The sequence below is a fragment of the Pseudanabaena sp. FACHB-1998 genome, assembly GCF_014696355.1.
Taxonomy (GTDB): Bacteria; Cyanobacteriota; Cyanobacteriia; order Pseudanabaenales; family Pseudanabaenaceae; genus Pseudanabaena.
Genome location: NZ_JACJQA010000037.1, coordinates 1 through 15,905, shown reverse-complemented (window position 1 = coordinate 15,905; position 15,905 = coordinate 1). Strand labels below are relative to the sequence as shown.

Annotated in this window: 18 protein-coding genes; 10 read left to right on the top strand and 8 right to left on the bottom strand. The window is 40.5% G+C overall.

Annotation, left to right across the window (positions count from 1 at the left end; all coding sequences use genetic code 11):
* The first annotated feature begins 46 nt into the window (after positions 1-46).
* Positions 47-2,332, top strand: coding sequence for an AAA family ATPase (locus H6F42_RS15755; RefSeq protein WP_190400328.1), 2,286 nt, complete (start codon positions 47-49; stop codon positions 2,330-2,332).
* Positions 2,332-2,691: a hypothetical protein gene (locus tag H6F42_RS15750; RefSeq protein WP_190400327.1), complete on the top strand. Its 360-nt coding sequence runs from the start codon at positions 2,332-2,334 to the stop codon at positions 2,689-2,691. Before H6F42_RS15755 ends, H6F42_RS15750 begins: the two co-directional genes overlap by 1 nt.
* A 209-nt stretch (positions 2,692-2,900) precedes the next feature.
* Here the strand turns inward: H6F42_RS15750 and H6F42_RS15745 are convergent, their stop codons facing one another.
* The 6 genes from H6F42_RS15745 to H6F42_RS15720 form a co-directional block, all read right to left on the bottom strand.
* Positions 2,901-3,068, bottom strand: a complete 168-nt coding sequence (locus H6F42_RS15745) for a hypothetical protein (RefSeq protein WP_190400326.1) — start codon at positions 3,066-3,068, stop codon at positions 2,901-2,903.
* A 21-nt stretch (positions 3,069-3,089) separates the two neighbouring features.
* A complete protein-coding gene (locus H6F42_RS15740) occupies positions 3,090-3,818 on the bottom strand; it encodes a methyltransferase domain-containing protein (RefSeq protein WP_190400325.1) in 729 nt (242 codons plus the stop codon).
* Positions 3,819-3,850: 32 nt separating this feature from the next.
* On the bottom strand, positions 3,851-4,663 hold the full coding sequence (locus H6F42_RS15735; RefSeq protein ID WP_190400324.1) for a hypothetical protein: 813 nt from the start codon (positions 4,661-4,663) through the stop codon (positions 3,851-3,853).
* Positions 4,664-4,877: 214 nt separating this feature from the next.
* Positions 4,878-5,840: a ParA family protein gene (locus H6F42_RS15730; RefSeq protein ID WP_190400323.1), complete on the bottom strand. Its 963-nt coding sequence runs from the start codon at positions 5,838-5,840 to the stop codon at positions 4,878-4,880.
* A 355-nt stretch (positions 5,841-6,195) separates the two neighbouring features.
* Entirely contained in the window at positions 6,196-6,750 is a 555-nt protein-coding gene (locus H6F42_RS15725) for a hypothetical protein (protein ID WP_190400322.1), read from the bottom strand.
* A 115-nt stretch (positions 6,751-6,865) separates the two neighbouring features.
* Positions 6,866-7,540 (bottom strand): cytochrome b/b6 domain-containing protein, encoded by a 675-nt coding sequence (locus H6F42_RS15720; protein WP_190400321.1) that lies wholly within the window; start codon positions 7,538-7,540, stop codon positions 6,866-6,868.
* A 114-nt stretch (positions 7,541-7,654) separates the two neighbouring features.
* On the opposite strand from H6F42_RS15720, the gene H6F42_RS15715 reads away from it, so the two are divergent.
* Both H6F42_RS15715 and H6F42_RS15710 read left to right on the top strand, forming a co-directional pair.
* Positions 7,655-9,202, top strand: coding sequence for a tyrosine-type recombinase/integrase (locus tag H6F42_RS15715; RefSeq protein WP_190400320.1), 1,548 nt, complete (start codon positions 7,655-7,657; stop codon positions 9,200-9,202).
* A 92-nt stretch (positions 9,203-9,294) separates the two neighbouring features.
* Entirely contained in the window at positions 9,295-10,536 is a 1,242-nt protein-coding gene (locus tag H6F42_RS15710; RefSeq protein WP_190400319.1) for a site-specific DNA-methyltransferase, read from the top strand.
* On the opposite strand, the gene H6F42_RS15705 is transcribed toward H6F42_RS15710, so the two are convergent.
* A complete protein-coding gene (locus H6F42_RS15705; protein WP_242018474.1) occupies positions 10,496-11,113 on the bottom strand; it encodes a Uma2 family endonuclease in 618 nt (205 codons plus the stop codon). The two genes, H6F42_RS15710 and H6F42_RS15705, sit on opposite strands and share 41 nt — an antisense overlap.
* Positions 11,114-11,220: 107 nt before the next feature.
* On the opposite strand from H6F42_RS15705, the gene H6F42_RS15700 reads away from it, so the two are divergent.
* Together H6F42_RS15700 and H6F42_RS15695 are read left to right on the top strand one after the other, a co-directional pair.
* A complete protein-coding gene (locus H6F42_RS15700; protein ID WP_190400318.1) occupies positions 11,221-11,433 on the top strand; it encodes a hypothetical protein in 213 nt (70 codons plus the stop codon).
* Positions 11,434-11,567: 134 nt separating this feature from the next.
* Entirely contained in the window at positions 11,568-12,149 is a 582-nt protein-coding gene (locus H6F42_RS15695; RefSeq protein ID WP_190400317.1) for a Uma2 family endonuclease, read from the top strand.
* Positions 12,150-12,172: 23 nt separating this feature from the next.
* On the opposite strand, the gene H6F42_RS15690 is transcribed toward H6F42_RS15695, so the two are convergent.
* On the bottom strand, positions 12,173-12,793 hold the full coding sequence (locus tag H6F42_RS15690; protein WP_190400316.1) for a hypothetical protein: 621 nt from the start codon (positions 12,791-12,793) through the stop codon (positions 12,173-12,175).
* Positions 12,794-12,973: 180 nt separating this feature from the next.
* On the opposite strand from H6F42_RS15690, the gene H6F42_RS15685 reads away from it, so the two are divergent.
* From H6F42_RS15685 to H6F42_RS15670, 4 genes are read left to right on the top strand one after another with little or no spacing between them, the layout of a single operon-like run.
* Entirely contained in the window at positions 12,974-14,611 is a 1,638-nt protein-coding gene (locus tag H6F42_RS15685; RefSeq protein ID WP_190400315.1) for a DNA methyltransferase, read from the top strand.
* A gap of 23 nt (positions 14,612-14,634) precedes the next feature.
* Positions 14,635-15,021: a hypothetical protein gene (locus H6F42_RS15680; protein ID WP_190400314.1), complete on the top strand. Its 387-nt coding sequence runs from the start codon at positions 14,635-14,637 to the stop codon at positions 15,019-15,021.
* Between the two features lie 2 nt (positions 15,022-15,023).
* A complete protein-coding gene (locus tag H6F42_RS15675; RefSeq protein WP_094528625.1) occupies positions 15,024-15,449 on the top strand; it encodes a PIN domain-containing protein in 426 nt (141 codons plus the stop codon).
* The gene (locus H6F42_RS15670) at positions 15,442-15,753 is read left to right on the top strand and encodes an element excision factor XisI family protein (RefSeq protein WP_190400313.1); all 312 of its coding nucleotides are present in this window, start codon (positions 15,442-15,444) and stop codon (positions 15,751-15,753) included. Before H6F42_RS15675 ends, H6F42_RS15670 begins: the two co-directional genes overlap by 8 nt.
* The last annotated feature ends 152 nt before the right edge of the window (positions 15,754-15,905 follow it).

The following is a 15,905-nucleotide window of genomic DNA, read 5'->3' as shown; positions in this document are numbered from 1 at the left end:
ACCCAGTGAAGTTGCGATCGCCACTTTTTTTTTGTGAGAAAAACCCATGTTTAACATTCAAGAACACGTTGCCTTCAACCGAAACCGCGCTCAGTGCCCAAACTGCCTAGCCGATGGCAAACACGACTTTAACCTAGTCCTTCTAAAAAGCGGTGCATACAAATGCCATAGGGGCTGTACCACCGACCAAATCAGAGAAGCGCTTGGACATCCCAAAGAGCAAACAAGCGATCGCATTATTCCCACAGCATTGGCAAAGCAACCAAAAACCGTGACCCACACTCAGGAACAAATCGATCAATATCGCCACGACCTGATCAACAGAAGCAAGCACGCCATCAACTACCTAAAAGAGCGCGGCTTCACCGCAGACATGGCAAATCGATACCAACTAGGGGTAGCAGAAAGACGGGTACGCAACGGTAAAACCTACGAAAAGCATTGGTGTATTGCCATCCCCTATCAAATTTCTGAAGGGGTATATATGTGCAAATACCGTGTTGCACCTTGGCTAGCAGATCGCCCCGAAAAACTGCAAAAGTGGAGCCAAGATACCAACCTGCAAAGCCGATTTCATTTCACCAAACAAGATGGCAACGAGAAATTATTTATCGTTGCGGGCGATTGGGATGCCATGACCTTGGCAGAGATTGCCATCACCGAAAATCAACCCTTTGACATTTGCACCAATACCACTGGAGAGGGCAATATCCCAGACGATTTATCACCGCTAGAACGATATAAAGAAATTTATATTTTCTACGACCTTGATAAAGCAGGGGATGAAGGCTCCCAAAAGATTGCCCAAACCATAGGCGATCGCACCAAAATTTGTACCGTTCCCCACCCACAACAACCAAAAGAAGGGTATGACTCAAGCGACGCGATCGCAAGTGGTTACAAGTTTGAGGACTTTATCGAAGCTACCAAAACCGCGATCGCCCCGAATAAACCCAAAAATGACGTACGAGATCGCCTAATCACCACCCAAGAATTACTTGACCGTGCGCCCGACTTTGTTGAATTTCTAGTACATGACCTGATCACCAGTAATGAATTACAAATTATCGCCGCACCACCACGAGCTGGTAAGTCACTACTCTCACTTGGCTTAGTCGAATCAGTAGCCAGTGGCAAAGAATTTCTAGGGAGACCGACACAGCAAGGGGATGTGATTTACGTCAACTGTGAAGATGGGGACAGCAAACTGAAAGAACGGGTATTAGCTCAAGGATGGGATCCAAATATCCCAGTCCATTGGCTCACCGAATTTAACCTTAGTGAGTGGGATAAATTGCTAGAGGTCTGCGAAGATATCAAGCCCAAATTACTGGTGATCGACACATTAACCAGCGTCCGCTCTGATGACACCGATGAAAACTCTAGCAAAGTAGCCAATCTACTTAAGCCATTAAAACAAGCCGCGAAGCGCCTAAACATGGCGGTGATCCTTGTGCATCACACCAAAAAACTCAATGTGCAATCACTTTCTGAGGTTGATGTATTCGACACGATGCGCGGATCGGGCGTAATTCGTTCTGAGTCTCGCGGTGCGATCGTCCTCGCTGAAGTTGCGAACACCGAAACCCGCCGCAATGAATGGCGATTGATTGCCGAAAACGGCAGCTACGGCAAACAGGACTTATTAGTTGTCCTCGATGCTAATACCCTAAGTTGGAAATGCCTATCGAATTGGACACCAAATTGTTCTGAAAGCCAAGAGGCACAAGCATTAGCATTTTTCGACAAGGTTGGATCAGCATCAATTCAACAAGTCTCAGAAAATACGAGCATACCCGCCAAGTCTGCATACACCGTTGTTACCCGTCTCGTACAGCGTGGAATGCTTACCAAGCAAGGCACTCGGCAAAATGCTGTCTACATACGCGCAATTCAACATATTCAACAGTTCAATTCTTTGTTGAATTCACCAAATCCAAATTCCGCAAGCGATGCAGCCCCCAATTCAACAAAAGATAAAAATATTTTTTCTACAGATACACAGGTACTAAAAACTGTTGATGTCACAGCCGAAAATATGCCTATGCCTCAATCTGTTGAATTGGAGGCGCAAACGCTTACACAGCAACCAATTCCGAATTCAACAAGCAATTCAACACAATTCAACAAACCCCGATCTGTTAAATCAAAACAGCTAAAAGTTGGCGATCGCGTCCGCATTAAAGCAGGTGGATTGTCAGGCAAGATCGGCACTGTCGATAAAGTTACTGAAGTAGGCAAAGGTAAAGCAAAAATTGTTAATGCGGTTGTCTCCAGTGATCAGTTTGGTATGCCTCAAACAATCCCCGTCAACCATCTGGAGTTCTTCTAATGAGTGAGCTTACGAAAATAGCAGCAATTTTATTTAAAAATCTCTCTGATGCCTTGCTGTCAACCGCTTCAGAAATTGATAAGCTTGATTGGCGCGATGCGCCGCCCAAAACATTTACGCAAGCTGACGAAAAACCGCCATTACTGGAACCCGAAAAACCAAAATTTATCACTCATTTTCAATATCAACCACGGGAAAAAGTGATCGTAATTTTTGAAGGATCAATCAGTCCTACAAAGTGTCGAATCCTGAAACGCTTAGATAAAGATACTTACGTGGTTTATCCACAGCAATCACCAAAGTCTATGGCAAGGGAAGTAAGCCTAGACCAGATACTCGGACTCGACCCAGACCGATGATGCTTACGAATTTGTGAAACCCTGAATATCGTAAGCCTGTGACACCATCTGCTTGCGATAATGGTTATTTACGTAAGCTTGTTAAATTCATAAGCTTGTAGTTGCACCAATAAAAAAGCAAAGGCATTGCCAGCAATGCCTTTGCTTTTTTATTGGTCTTGTTTTGGTTACGGATTTTGATGAGGCGGGACAAATTACAGACTATAAAGTCAAATCTCTATCTCGATTTTGCCTAAGCCACAGCAAAATGAACAATTTTCTTCGCGTTGAATTTCGCCAGAGCAATCGCGAATTGATATATAGCCTTTGCCTTCACAATGATGACAAGGTTTAGTTATTTTTAGAGCAGGACGATCGCCTTCTAATTTTTCTGACATATTGATAAATTATCTGTTTTTTTATTTTTGAGCAACAATACAAATCATTCCATTGATTATTTGATTACAAACAACTTGAAATCCCAATTCTTTTATCTCACTACACAACCAATTGGCATCGAGTCTTAGTTTTGGGTAGGAACTACTATGCATTAGCCACCGATCGCCATCCTTAATGTACAGAAGATCGTGAACCTCTACAATATCTGGATGATATTCTAGGAAACAAGTCAAAATTCTTGAATCGTCCGATTTGACAGGAATAAAACGTTGTTTACCTGTTAGTTCTAGTGAAACATAATCACGAAAAGTCAATATCAACTTTCCATTAGCTGTTAAAACATTCTCTATATTTGCAATTAAGGCTCGAACCGCATCAAATGATTCTAGATGTGTAATAGTATCACCCATGCAGACAACAAGCGCTGCTTTAGACTCAATATGTTTGGAGAAATTTAAAATATTATCTTCCACTATACGGATAGCTAATTTCTCGGCGCGATCGCGCCATTCCGCCAGCAAATCTGCACAAAAATCTACAGCGACAACGGTAAACCCCATTTCTGCGAGTGGAATTGATTGAAACCCTAGCCCTGCCCCCAAATCAATTGCTAAATCTTTGGGTTGTGCATCGACTCCAAGCTGACAAAGCAAATCATAATTCTGCTTAATTGCTATTTCTGAACTTCCTGCCATCCAACCATAAATAGCCGCAAGTTGATTATTGTAATGCTCTTGGACTGTATTCATTTTGAGTGATTCTAAATCAACTAAACTCCATTTTACCAATAACATCCTCCCTCAACAGTCTGATGATTATTTGGAATTTCTGAAGATAAAGGTCTAGACCAATGCTGATTGTATAAACCTTGAAAAAATGGTCGATCATCCCATCGCTTGCCTTTAATGCCAAATAAGATTTGAGTTGCGCCTCCTAAATGAATTGACTTTTTGCCTAGATTCTTAATATGCGAAGCCAAAGAAAATCCATAGGCTCCTGCACCGATAATAGCTATATCAAATTCTATCTCTGTAATTTTTTCGCTCATCCAATCAAGAGCTTCAAACCATGTTGTAAATCCTTCATTATTTCCTCCACTAGTTTGAATTGATGGAAAGGTTTTTAAGTCAAACTTAGGTAAGATCCTCTCATCTTTAAATAGGAGAGAGCGTTTCTGATATTGTTGCCGAATGCTCTCGGCAAAGGGATGAATTACTAGAACAACTTTATCTTCAAGGGCAACAGTCCAAGGATCTTGATGATAGTAAGGCTCTAAATCTTCTAATCTAACTATGACTATATCCTTAAATAAATAGCTAACCTCAGATTCCATCTTTACCCAAGAACCTAATACATCAATATTTCCTATATCTTCAATCGTCCTCTTCGCAAAAGATTCAAGAGATGTCTCCGTTACAGGGAAAAAGCCCGCAACATTCCGCATTCTGGTTTTAATGCTGTCATCCCACCAGAAGGCTCCAGATTTATCCAGTACATAATTAATTGACTTTTCTAAGGGAAATTTGGATTTTCTTAAGATATTGAGATGACGAATAGTTGTATCTAGTTCGTTGCTCCCAAAGCGGCAAATCATACAAGGCTGATTATCAAGGAGCTTTGCTTTAATGAGATTGCTAGCCGCTTGACCAGAAAAGTCACACTTTAGTCTTGATGAACTATTCTTTTTAAAGATAGATAGAGGGTAGCTATAAACTTTTCTGGCAAGCTTTAAGAAAAACATAGTGATTTGATTTATTACCAAAATCCATTTTATAGAGTTGCGCCGCCACTTCCCGTCGCTATATTCTTTATTCCAAGTCAACTAAACTCAATCTTGAGGTTTGTTCTTTTTTGCCTAGAGAAACTTCTAATTTCTTGAGAAGTTCTACTGTTAATTCGGCAAAAGCCTTAGCTCCGCCCGAATTGGGATTAGAGATGGATACAGGGATAAACGCGTCTACGGCTTTGGCTATATTTACATCATTGGGGATTTTAGTTTTAAAAATCTGGGCTGCACTAAAGTCAGAACTAACCCGATCCATTACTTTTTGGTAGTAGCGACTGAGGGTAAAACCTGCGGACATACTAAAGACAATGCCAAGAAGTTGAATGTTAATGGTGTTATCTTCGCGATATACTTCACGCAGTTTATCAATGCGTCTTTCTAAGAGCTGAATACCCACCACAGAGAGGGGTTCGGGGCGAGCAGGCATGAGGTAAAAATCGCTGGTGATAATACTGCTGCGAGTGATGAGATTATATCCGGGGGCGCAATCTAGAATGATGTAGTCGTAGTTTTTCATTGCAGGTGCGAGAATGCCTCTAATTAGGCCTTGCTCAAATTTACTCCAAGTCTGTTGAAAGGTTTGCTTCTCTTCGTAGAGGAGAGAACGATTGTAGAGCATCTCTGAGACGAGGAATTCATCATATAGGTCAATATCACCGACTAATAGATCTAAGCCCTGTACTTTGCATACGTGGGGAATGACAATATCTTTGACTTGATATACCTTTTCTTCGGGATCTTCGACTTGGACTCCGTAACGGGTAATTGCCTGACTGACTAGATGGCGAAGAGTGCGGTTTTCTTTGCGACATTTTGCGAACTCCGCAGGGGAGATCATGCTAAGGGTGGCGCTAATTTGGGTATCTAAATCTACGACTAGGACTTTTTTGCGGTGGATTTTTGCCAAACAGGTCGCAATATTTACGGTTAAGGTGGTTTTGCCGACTCCACCTTTCATGTTGACCGTTGCAATTACTTTGCCCATGGTTTAAATACCCAATTAAATATTGATTAAATATTGATAAATATGACTTTAAGGCATATCTATAGCTGAATTAGTTAAGAATTAGAACCCCAAATAGAGTGGCGACGCTTTGTGTCGCAACTCTATTTGGGATTATGAATTGGGCTCAACATAACTGGCTATTGCTATAAGACTCTTTGAGGCGTTTATCCTAAATCATTTTTTGTCAGTTAACAAGACACCATTAAACTATAGCAATCCTAAATAGTTTGTGAAACTATTCAAAACCCAAGAAACAAGTGGCGGCGCTTCGCGCCGCCACTTGTTTCTTGGGTTTTGAATGACAACATTTATAACTTTTATAAGCGGACAGTTTTTAGTTGAGACTGGGATTGACAACATGCCCTCTGGTGGGATCTGGAATAAATAAGCCTAGCTTAAGCGATCGCAACATGGTTTCCCAGACTTCGCGCATCGTCTCTTCGCCTTCAGTCCAATAGTCAAAGGTAAAGAGGACTTGCACATTCCCGCCAATACCGACCAAAATACGAGAGGTGGCAGGTCTTTTTTCGGTCGCATCAATATATTGAATATCTGACCAGACTAACCTCATGCCGTCACGGTTGGCGCTAGTGACCTTACTTTTATGGGTAATTTGGCGATCGTCATCATCCAGAATTTGCTGAAGAGTCTTTTTGAGGGGAAATGTACTCCAATCGTTAGGGGGTAAGCGACTAAAGGACATTTCTAATGCGCCAGTGTCATCGGTTGGCTCAAAGTCATGGAAGCTAACGGACTTTTCTTTAAATTTCACGATCCAGTCTTTCGGGAAATCAAACCGCACTGCACCGCGATCGGCAACAAATATTTTGTAACCTTCTTCCGACTTCCAACCATGATCGTCCCTTAAAGTGAAGTCTTTTTTTCTCATGTTTCTATACAGGGAGAGTACCTAAGGGCATTTTACAGCGCTTTGCGCTTAACCCAGAATTACAAGAAATTTTTTAAAAACGTTGCTTTGCAACGTTTTTAAAAAATTTTGGTTTTTATGATGCTGGAAATACTGCTGGTAGTAAAAAGGCGATCGCAATGCCACCAATAACTAATACTTCAAAAATAAAAAGAAATGTGGTGGAGGGCTTAATTTTGAAGCCTCGGAGCCAAAATTTTGGCATATCCTCTGGGCGTATTTTCCAGTTATAAATTGAGAGCAAAAGAGGTAAACCGCCAACTTTGGCACTCATTAATAGATGAATTGCGATACTAACAATCATTAATAACCATGCAATTAGATGTCCGCTATACCAAGCATGGTCAAACTCTTTACTAGGTAACCATTCTTCTTGCATCATGCGTCCTGTGATCACTGCAAAAGTTGAACCTAGCAGGAGCAAGCTATTCGCAAATCGTTGTAATGATATCCACCAGATCGGCTTCCCTACTTCTTGCAATTGCTTGAGTGATTCTTTTTGGATTAAACGACGATCGCCTATATGAAAGCAATAGATCGCGAAAATGGGTAGTAGTAAGAGAAAGGTTAAAGCGATCGTGCCATGAATACCTTGGGTATTAGGGATAATTGGTAAATTAAGCGTTCCCAATCGCTTGTCGTATCGGTCATAAACCATAAAGCCTGTAATCAATGAGCCGAATACTAATAGAGCGATCGCACTATGCAATAAACGAAGTAAAACGGGCTGATAGGGAATAATGCGCGACATAAGCTTTTTGATATGATTGCTAATGAATTGCAGATGAAAATAGAACAATGCTTAAATACGTCATGTACTTAGCGGTGTTTAGCAATAAAGCATAATTCTCAATGACTAATATCAATGAATGATATAGCACAGCGCATTCTCTCAGGTTGCGATCGCGATACATTGGCTGGTCAGCGTGATTATGCAATTTTGCTATTACTCATGGAGAATTCTCTCAAGCGACAACAGGTTGCCGCGATTAATATCACTGATGTCGATTGGGAGGGGCGATCGCTACGGGTTGATCAACGCTATAAGCGGCAAGGGCAATTAAACCAAAAGGAAATTATTAGTCTCAGTTTAGACACAGCCACCGCATTACAAGACTGGCTCAATTTAACGCATCTTCCGAGTGAGGATGAGGATACGCCAACGCCGCTATTTATATCTCTAGATCGCGCTAAGTACGGACATAGACTAACGGGAACGGCAATCTATGGCATTGTCAAACAGGCGGCGACTAATGCAGGTATTACTGAAGCGATCGCGCCAGAACAGTTGCGATTTAGGCAAGAAAAGTATGTTTTAAATCATGCCTTAATTCAAGAGGATGAGACACTCGACAAGACCATAGTTGCGACTAATAAGACTCAATCGAGACTTAGTATTGTATCTAATTTAGAACCTGAGAATCAAAATGAGACTTATTTAGATACTAATGAGACTCAAATAAATACTATTTCTAATGCAGTTCCCTACGCGCTGACAGCTTTTAATCCAGACATTCTCACTGCTCTCCTCGCAGACAAACGGAGTCTCAACACTAGACGCGCCTATGAGAAGGATTTACGTTACTTTTTCATTGCTGCCTATGGACAGAAACCTACAGAAGCAGTCATAGCCCAATTTTTGCAGTTAAATCGTTTTGAGGCGATCGCGATCGCTCTGCGTTACAAATCAGATCTGATTACGCAAGGCTTAAAAGAATCCACAATTAACCGTCGTCTATCAGCTCTCAAATCCTTAGTCAATTTCGCCGCCAAACTAGGCAAATGTAATTGGAATCTTGATGATGTCCAAACTGAGACTGTCCAAACCTATCGCGATACGACAGGGATTAAGCCCGATGGTATCCGCACCATGTTGTTGCATATTAACCGTGATACCCCCAAAGGAAAACGTGATTTCGCAATTTTGAGACTACTGTGGGACAATGCCCTGCGTCGGAATGAAGTGGTTAGCGCGAATATTGGTGATTTTGACCATGAAGGGCGATCGCTGCAAATCTTAGGCAAAGGACGTGGTTCTCAAAAGAGTCTCATCAGTCTTAGTACAGGAACAGCTAACGCAATTCAAGACTGGCTATCTCAATTTAAGACAAAAAATAGCGATCGACCTTTATTCCACTCTCTCGATCCTGTCAATCACGGACACAGACTGACTGGTACGGCAATTTACCAAATTGTCGATCAACTGGCGCGAGACTCAGGAATTACTAAAAAAATGTCTCCCCACCGTATTCGCCACTCTGCGATCACGGCTGCCCTTGATGCTACTAATGGCAATGTTCGCAAAGTACAAAAGCTCTCGCGTCATAAAAAGCTAGATACCCTAATGCTCTACGACGATAATCGCACTAATATGCAAGGGGAAGTATCGAGTTTATTAGGTGATTTGATTTAGGTATTTGCTGGGTTTCAGATAGAGGTGGTGCGGGCTAACCCCGCGCTACATCTATCGAGTTACAGTCATATAAAAATGAGAATTAATTAGAAATGAATCGTCTATATTTTGGAGATAATTTACAGGTTTTGCGGGAGAGCATTAATTCGGAAAGCATTGATTTGGTTTATCTTGATCCTCCCTTTAACTCGAATGCGGACTATAACGTAATTTTGGATGGGTGCAAGTTGGGGGATGCTTCACCACAGTTACAGATTAAGGCTTTTGAGGATAGATGGTATTGGAGCGATCAGTCAGCAAGAACTTTGCAAGCTTTGCATGATGTGAATGGGGATTTGGCGGAGTTATTGGATTTGTTGGTGCGGCATTTGAGGCATAACGATCTATCGGCTTATTTGGTAATGATGGCAATTCGTCTAGTCGAGCTTCATCGGGTTCTCAAACCTACAGGCAGTCTATATTTACATTGCGATCCAACAGCAAGCCATTATTTGAAAATTATTTTAGATTCTATTTTTGGCGAAGTTAATTATCGTAGTCATATAACTTGGAAAAGAAGTGACACCCATAATGACGCAAAGCATCAATATTCAGCAATCAGTGACCATATTCTGTTCTACGTCAAGTCGCAAAAAGTTACTTTTAACACTCAATATACCGAGCATTCGGCAAGAATATTAAAAGATTGGTATTTATATCTTGATCTCCCTGATGGAACTACTCGTAAAATGACTAAAGAAGAGATTGAGTTTCAGTTGATTCCAGAAGGAGCAAGGAGATTTAATACTGGGGATATGACTAGCCCTAATCCCAGACCAAACTTGATGTATGACTATAAGGGTTATCCATATCCTCTCAAAGGATGGCGATATTCTTTTAAAACAATGGAAAAGCTAGATAACGAAGGGAAACTTTTATATCCTAAAAGTCCTTCAGGAAGGATCATGCTAAAACGCTATCTTGATGAACAGAAAGGTTCTGTACTAGGAGATAATTGGACTGATATTAGTCCACTAAGAGCGACTGATACTGAACGTTTAGGATATCCCACCCAAAAACCTTTAGCACTTTTAGAAAGAATTATTCAAGCAAGTTCTAACGAAGGCGATATCGTTCTCGATCCATTTTGTGGATGCGGCACAGCCCTTCATGCTGCCCAAAAACTAAACCGTAACTGGATTGGCATTGACATTACTAATCTCGCCATTTCCCTTATCGAAATCCGCCTCATCTCCGCATTTCCTCAAATAGAATTTGAAGTATTCGGCACACCATCAAGCGTAAAATCATTGATCAATCAAACTTCACATGCTTATACAAATCTATTAGCCTAATTTCTAACTGGATAGATACCAACTTAATCACAGATGCTTCTCCCTGATGGGTTGTCAAGACCCATCTATCCTCTGATTCCTTCACATAGTGATCAACTTCATAGCCATTTTGATAAACCAAAATATATTCTTGAAAACTAGGAATAGAGCGATATTGACGGAATTTACTATCATGATCATAGGCTTGGGTAGAACTAGATAAAATCTCCACAATTAAACAGGGATTAGTAACTTCCATTTGTCTTTGGTCAACAAAAACTGGTTCCTCTGCGACAACCATCACATCTGGATAAGTATAACGATTATATGCAGGAATCCATAGCCGTATATCGCTCATGAATATCTCATAGATTTGATCGCCAATTGCTAGAGGTAATAACCGACACAAATTTAAGGCAATTTTATTGTGATTTGCGGAAGCTCCTGCCATCGAGATAATTTCTCCGTTAATAAATTCACTCTTAAATTCTGCTTTGTCCTCTAGAGCTAAATATTCTGATGCGGTGTATCGCTTAGTAGCTGCTAAAGCCATATGCGATCGCCTCCTAAAAATTGACCATGATGGTGATTCTAACATTAGTCCTAATCCTATTCACGAAAGGATTTGCCAGACTAGAAAGATATTAGAGCTAAAAGCATCAGGATTTTATCTGCTATCCTAAAATTAGCCAATCTCTAAAAATAATGACCAATCAAATTCAAGCTTATTTACAAGATGTGACGCAGATTTATCAAAAGGGAATTGCAATAGAGCATACCTATCGTCCTGCGTTGAAGAGATTGCTTGAGTCTTTTGGTAAGGACATTTTGGCGGTGAATAAACCGAAGTGGATTGCTTGCGGTGCGCCAGATTTTTGGATTGGACAGGTGGTTTTAGGAGTTGGACATCTCTCATGACTATTACCCTAACTAACATTAAGCCAATACTCAACGAACTCAAGCAAGAGTTACAAGAACTATATGGCGATCGCACTATGCCCCCCTAATTTAATTATTTTCAGATAACTAACCAAAAGCTATAACTAACGAATATGATCGCCACACCAAAATTTGATTACATAACTCCAGACGAATATCTCGCAATGGAGGAGCAAAGCGATGTTAAACATGAATATATCGATGGATATGTGTATGAGTTACATGGTTCTCAGGCAATGGCAGGTGCAACTGATGCTCACGTTACGATTACAGGAAATGCTTTTACTCTCATTCGTAACCATTTGAGAGGAAGAGGCTGTCGCGTTTATTTCTCTGACATGAAAGCCAAGATCGAAAATCTAAGACGGTTCTATTATCCTGATTTAATAGTAACTTGCGATCCTAGAGATATCCAAACTCAAATCTACAAACAGTTCCCAAAACTAATTATTGAAGTTCTATCAAAGTCTACTGAAGGTTTTGATCGCGGTGATAAATTTGCTGATTATCAACAAATAGAAACTCTAGAGGAATATGTCCTAGTCAACACCAAACGTCAACGCCTTGATTGTTTTCGGAAAGAAGGGGGACGATGGTTTTTAGAGACATATTCTGGAGAAATAGAGGATTTTCAATTGACAAGCATCAACTTTAAAGGGAAATTTACAGATCTTTATGAAGATGTTAGTTTTTAGCTAAAATTACTGCTTACAGACATTTAAACACTTACAAGCTGAGAAACCGATCGCAATGGTTCTAATAATATTCCTAAAATCTTATCCACTTCACTAATGTAGTATTCGATCGCATCAATCTGGACTAAATTTTTTTCTAGCTTAATAAACCGCCAATTCGTGCCACTAGTAACGACCCCATAAATAATTGGAATTTGATTATGGTGCTGTTCGTTAAAGATTTGAGCCGCCACCATCGCCGCAATACATTGACCGACACCACCAAAAATATCTTCTCGCTTTGCCTCAATAATAATCACTACAGGAGCCGTGATTTCCAATTGTTCTTCAGAACTACTCAACAAAAAATCGCAAAATCCTGTCAATCCGCGATCGCGATCAACCGTAAACTCTGAGCCAGAAAACAATGAAATCTTATAGTTTAGTTGGCGGCGAACTTCACTTAAAACCTGAGCAATAATAAATTCTGATCGCGCTTTCTCAGTGCCAACTGCGATCGCAAAAGATAGATTTTCTTGAAGCAGTGTCGTCAAGATTTGGGAAGGAGTAACTTTAGCTATATTTGCAAAAAGATTTGTCTTTTCGTCAATGGTTAGCTGAAAAGCTTCTCTGACTTTGCTAAAGGTGAAGTCACTGTATGCCATAAAAACCTACATTTTTCGTGATGTTCTTATTTTACTTGTTTGGTAGATTTATTAGCAAAGTTGTGATCTGATGAATAGCTAAAATCCTCAATTAGAATCAATAAATATTCTTGTCATTTACTTTTATTTTTGAGTATTTTCAAGTTATAGTCATAAAAAATGAGAATTAACTAGAATTTGATGAAGCGCTTATATTTTGGGGATAATTTGCAGGTTTTGCGGGAGAGCATTAACTCAGAAAGCGTTGATTTGGTTTATCTCGATCCACCGTTCAACTCGAATGCTGATTATAATGTGATTTTTGGCGGTCGTAAGTCGGGGGATGCGCCACCACAAGCTCAGATTACAGCGTTTGAAGATACTTGGCATTGGAGCGATGAGTCGGCGCGAACTTTGCAAGCTTTGTATGAGGTGAATGGGGATTTGGCGGAGTTATTAGATTTGTTGGTGCGGCGTTTAGGGCATAACGATCTGTCGGCTTATTTGGTGATGATGGCAATTCGTTTAGTCGAGCTTCATCGTGTTCTCAAACCTACAGGAAGTCTCTATTTACACTGCGATCCAACAGCAAGCCATTATTTGAAAATTATCCTTGATTCTATTTTTGGGATTCAAAATTATCGTAATGAAATTACTTGGAAACGAACAAGCGCTCATAGTAGCGCAAAGCGTTATGGTTGCGTTCATGACATAATTCTATTCTACTCAAAGTCTTCTAAATTTCTGTGGAATCAACAGTACACAGGATTTACAGAGGAATATATCAATACATTTTTTGATTCCGTTGATGAGAATGGGAAACGTTATAAAAGAATGGATCTAACTGGCGCAGGTGTAAGTGCGGGTGAAAGCGGTAAGACTTGGAGAGGCATTGATGTTACGGCTAAAGGTCGTCATTGGGCTTATGTACCATCAACTCTTGACGAATTTGTAGCACAAGGTAGAATCCATTTTCCTAAGAAAAAAGATGGTATGCCCAGATTAAAACAGTATCCAGATGATTTAGCAGGGATTCCGTTGCAAGATATATGGGGTGATCTACGTCCTCTTCATAACCTATCCTCAGAACGATTAGGCTATCCAACTCAAAAACCTCTAGCACTTCTAGAAAGAATTCTCCAAGCAAGTTCTAACGAAGGCGATATCGTTCTCGATCCTTTTTGTGGATGTGGCACAGCCCTTCATGCCGCCCAAAAACTAAACCGTAACTGGATTGGCATTGACATTACCCATCTCGCCATTTCCCTCATCGAAATCCGCCTCATATCTGCATTCCCACAAATAGAATTTGAAGTATTCGGCACACCCAAAGACTTTGCCAGCGCCCAAAACCTCGCCAAACGCGACAAATATCAATTTCAGTGGTGGGCTTGTTCCCTCGTCAAAGTACCACCCTATCAAGGCAAAAAGAAAGGTGCAGATGGCGGCATTGACGGTTTGCGCTATATCTCAGACCTTGACGAAAACAAACGCGACATTAAACGTAAAATCATCGTCTCAGTCAAAGGCGGCGATAATGTGAGTGTATCAATGGTGCGCGATCTCATCGGTACAATGTCTACCAACAAAGCCGATCTTGGATTTTTTGTCACCCTAGCCGAACCCACCAAAGCCATGATCACTGAAGCAACTAAAGCAGGATTTTATCGCGCCGCCAACGGCAAAGACTATCCCCGCGTCCAAATTTTCACCATTGAAGACCTACTTTCAGGAGCTAAAAAACCTCAATATCTCGATCTCAGCCTCGGCGACATCACCTTCAAACGCGCCGAAAAAGAAAGCGTAGTTGTCTCACAACCAGAATTGTTTGATACTTAATTATTGGCATATACACAATGGCTATGACAAAACTAACCCTTGATTTACAAACCTCAGCCGAAGTATTAGGCACAACCCCAGATCATTTTCTAGCATGGCTACAAAATGAACAGCCTAGCGGCATCATTACCTTAGACAATCAGCCCCAAGTGTCTATATTTACCCTTGCCCGTATCCTTGATACAACAGCCCAAGAGTTACTTAATTTACTATCAATCTCTAAGAATCAAGATTTGTTAGCATCACAAGTTAACTCATCAACCCAAGAAATAGATACAGAAATTCCTATTTGGGAAAGTTTTACAATTTTTGCTCAATCTCTCTCTCCAGAGATTCTTGATCGCTTACCCACCGATGGAGCCGCTAATCACGATCATTATTTGTACGGTTCACCCAAGCGATCGATATAAATATGAAACAAATTTTTGTCGATACTTTTTACTGGATTGCATTATGTAATCAGCGCGATCAATGGCATCAGCAAGTTGTCAACTTCAGTCAGCAACTAAAAGGAGTAAAACTCGTAACTTCTGACGCAGTACTCAATGAATTGCTCAACTACTACGCCCAATTTGGTTCAGAAATGCGCTTAGGAGTTTCTCAAAGAACTAGAGAGATTCTCAGAAACAAAAATATTCAAGTCATAACCCATACCAGAGAAGTCTTTATTGAAGGACTAGATCTTTATGCCAATCGTCTTGACAAGGGCTATAGCCTTACTGATTGTATGTCAATGATTATCATGGATCGTCTCAAAATCACAGAGATTTTGACCCACGATAAGCACTTTACCCAAGAAGGTTTTCTGATCTTATTTCAAGGAGAGAGAAATGTCTAAATTGCTAGACTATTCACAAATCCTCAAAAATGTAGTCTATGACGCTACTGTTCATCAACCAAGACTACAAGCAATCAGGCTTTATCCAGTTTGCGATCTTGAATCTGGTCAATTCGTTGTTCTTGCCACAGGTTTTGACAAACAAAAATGGATGGACTTTGTTCTATTTCATGCGCGACTTATCGAAAAAGAGAATAGCGATCGCCAAGTCATCATCGAAGAAGACAACTTTGAAGAAGGATTGGTTAATACACTCATCGAAGCTGGTATCAAAAAAGAAGATATCATCACTAGTTGGCAATAAGCGATCGCCTATAATACCCACTAGATAGCTAGGACACAATTGGGGTTAGCTAATGCTACAAATCGATCTCAAACATCTGCCCACCAGTGACGAATTACCCGATTCTGACGATACGCCTGTGGATAACGAAGACCAAAATTTTTTACCAAATT

Coding starts and splice junctions, on each gene's coding strand:
- H6F42_RS15755 (WP_190400328.1), top strand. CDS start 47: ATGTTTAACATTCAAGAACACGTTGCCTTCAACCGAAACCGCGCTCAG.
- H6F42_RS15750 (WP_190400327.1), top strand. CDS start 2,332: ATGAGTGAGCTTACGAAAATAGCAGCAATTTTATTTAAAAATCTCTCT.
- H6F42_RS15745 (WP_190400326.1), bottom strand. CDS start 3,068: ATGTCAGAAAAATTAGAAGGCGATCGTCCTGCTCTAAAAATAACTAAA.
- H6F42_RS15740 (WP_190400325.1), bottom strand. CDS start 3,818: ATGAATACAGTCCAAGAGCATTACAATAATCAACTTGCGGCTATTTAT.
- H6F42_RS15735 (WP_190400324.1), bottom strand. CDS start 4,663: ATGATTTGCCGCTTTGGGAGCAACGAACTAGATACAACTATTCGTCAT.
- H6F42_RS15730 (WP_190400323.1), bottom strand. CDS start 5,840: ATGGGCAAAGTAATTGCAACGGTCAACATGAAAGGTGGAGTCGGCAAA.
- H6F42_RS15725 (WP_190400322.1), bottom strand. CDS start 6,750: ATGAGAAAAAAAGACTTCACTTTAAGGGACGATCATGGTTGGAAGTCG.
- H6F42_RS15720 (WP_190400321.1), bottom strand. CDS start 7,540: ATGTCGCGCATTATTCCCTATCAGCCCGTTTTACTTCGTTTATTGCAT.
- H6F42_RS15715 (WP_190400320.1), top strand. CDS start 7,655: ATGAATGATATAGCACAGCGCATTCTCTCAGGTTGCGATCGCGATACA.
- H6F42_RS15710 (WP_190400319.1), top strand. CDS start 9,295: ATGAATCGTCTATATTTTGGAGATAATTTACAGGTTTTGCGGGAGAGC.
- H6F42_RS15705 (WP_242018474.1), bottom strand. CDS start 11,113: ATGTTAGAATCACCATCATGGTCAATTTTTAGGAGGCGATCGCATATG.
- H6F42_RS15700 (WP_190400318.1), top strand. CDS start 11,221: ATGACCAATCAAATTCAAGCTTATTTACAAGATGTGACGCAGATTTAT.
- H6F42_RS15695 (WP_190400317.1), top strand. CDS start 11,568: ATGATCGCCACACCAAAATTTGATTACATAACTCCAGACGAATATCTC.
- H6F42_RS15690 (WP_190400316.1), bottom strand. CDS start 12,793: ATGGCATACAGTGACTTCACCTTTAGCAAAGTCAGAGAAGCTTTTCAG.
- H6F42_RS15685 (WP_190400315.1), top strand. CDS start 12,974: ATGAAGCGCTTATATTTTGGGGATAATTTGCAGGTTTTGCGGGAGAGC.
- H6F42_RS15680 (WP_190400314.1), top strand. CDS start 14,635: ATGACAAAACTAACCCTTGATTTACAAACCTCAGCCGAAGTATTAGGC.
- H6F42_RS15675 (WP_094528625.1), top strand. CDS start 15,024: ATGAAACAAATTTTTGTCGATACTTTTTACTGGATTGCATTATGTAAT.
- H6F42_RS15670 (WP_190400313.1), top strand. CDS start 15,442: ATGTCTAAATTGCTAGACTATTCACAAATCCTCAAAAATGTAGTCTAT.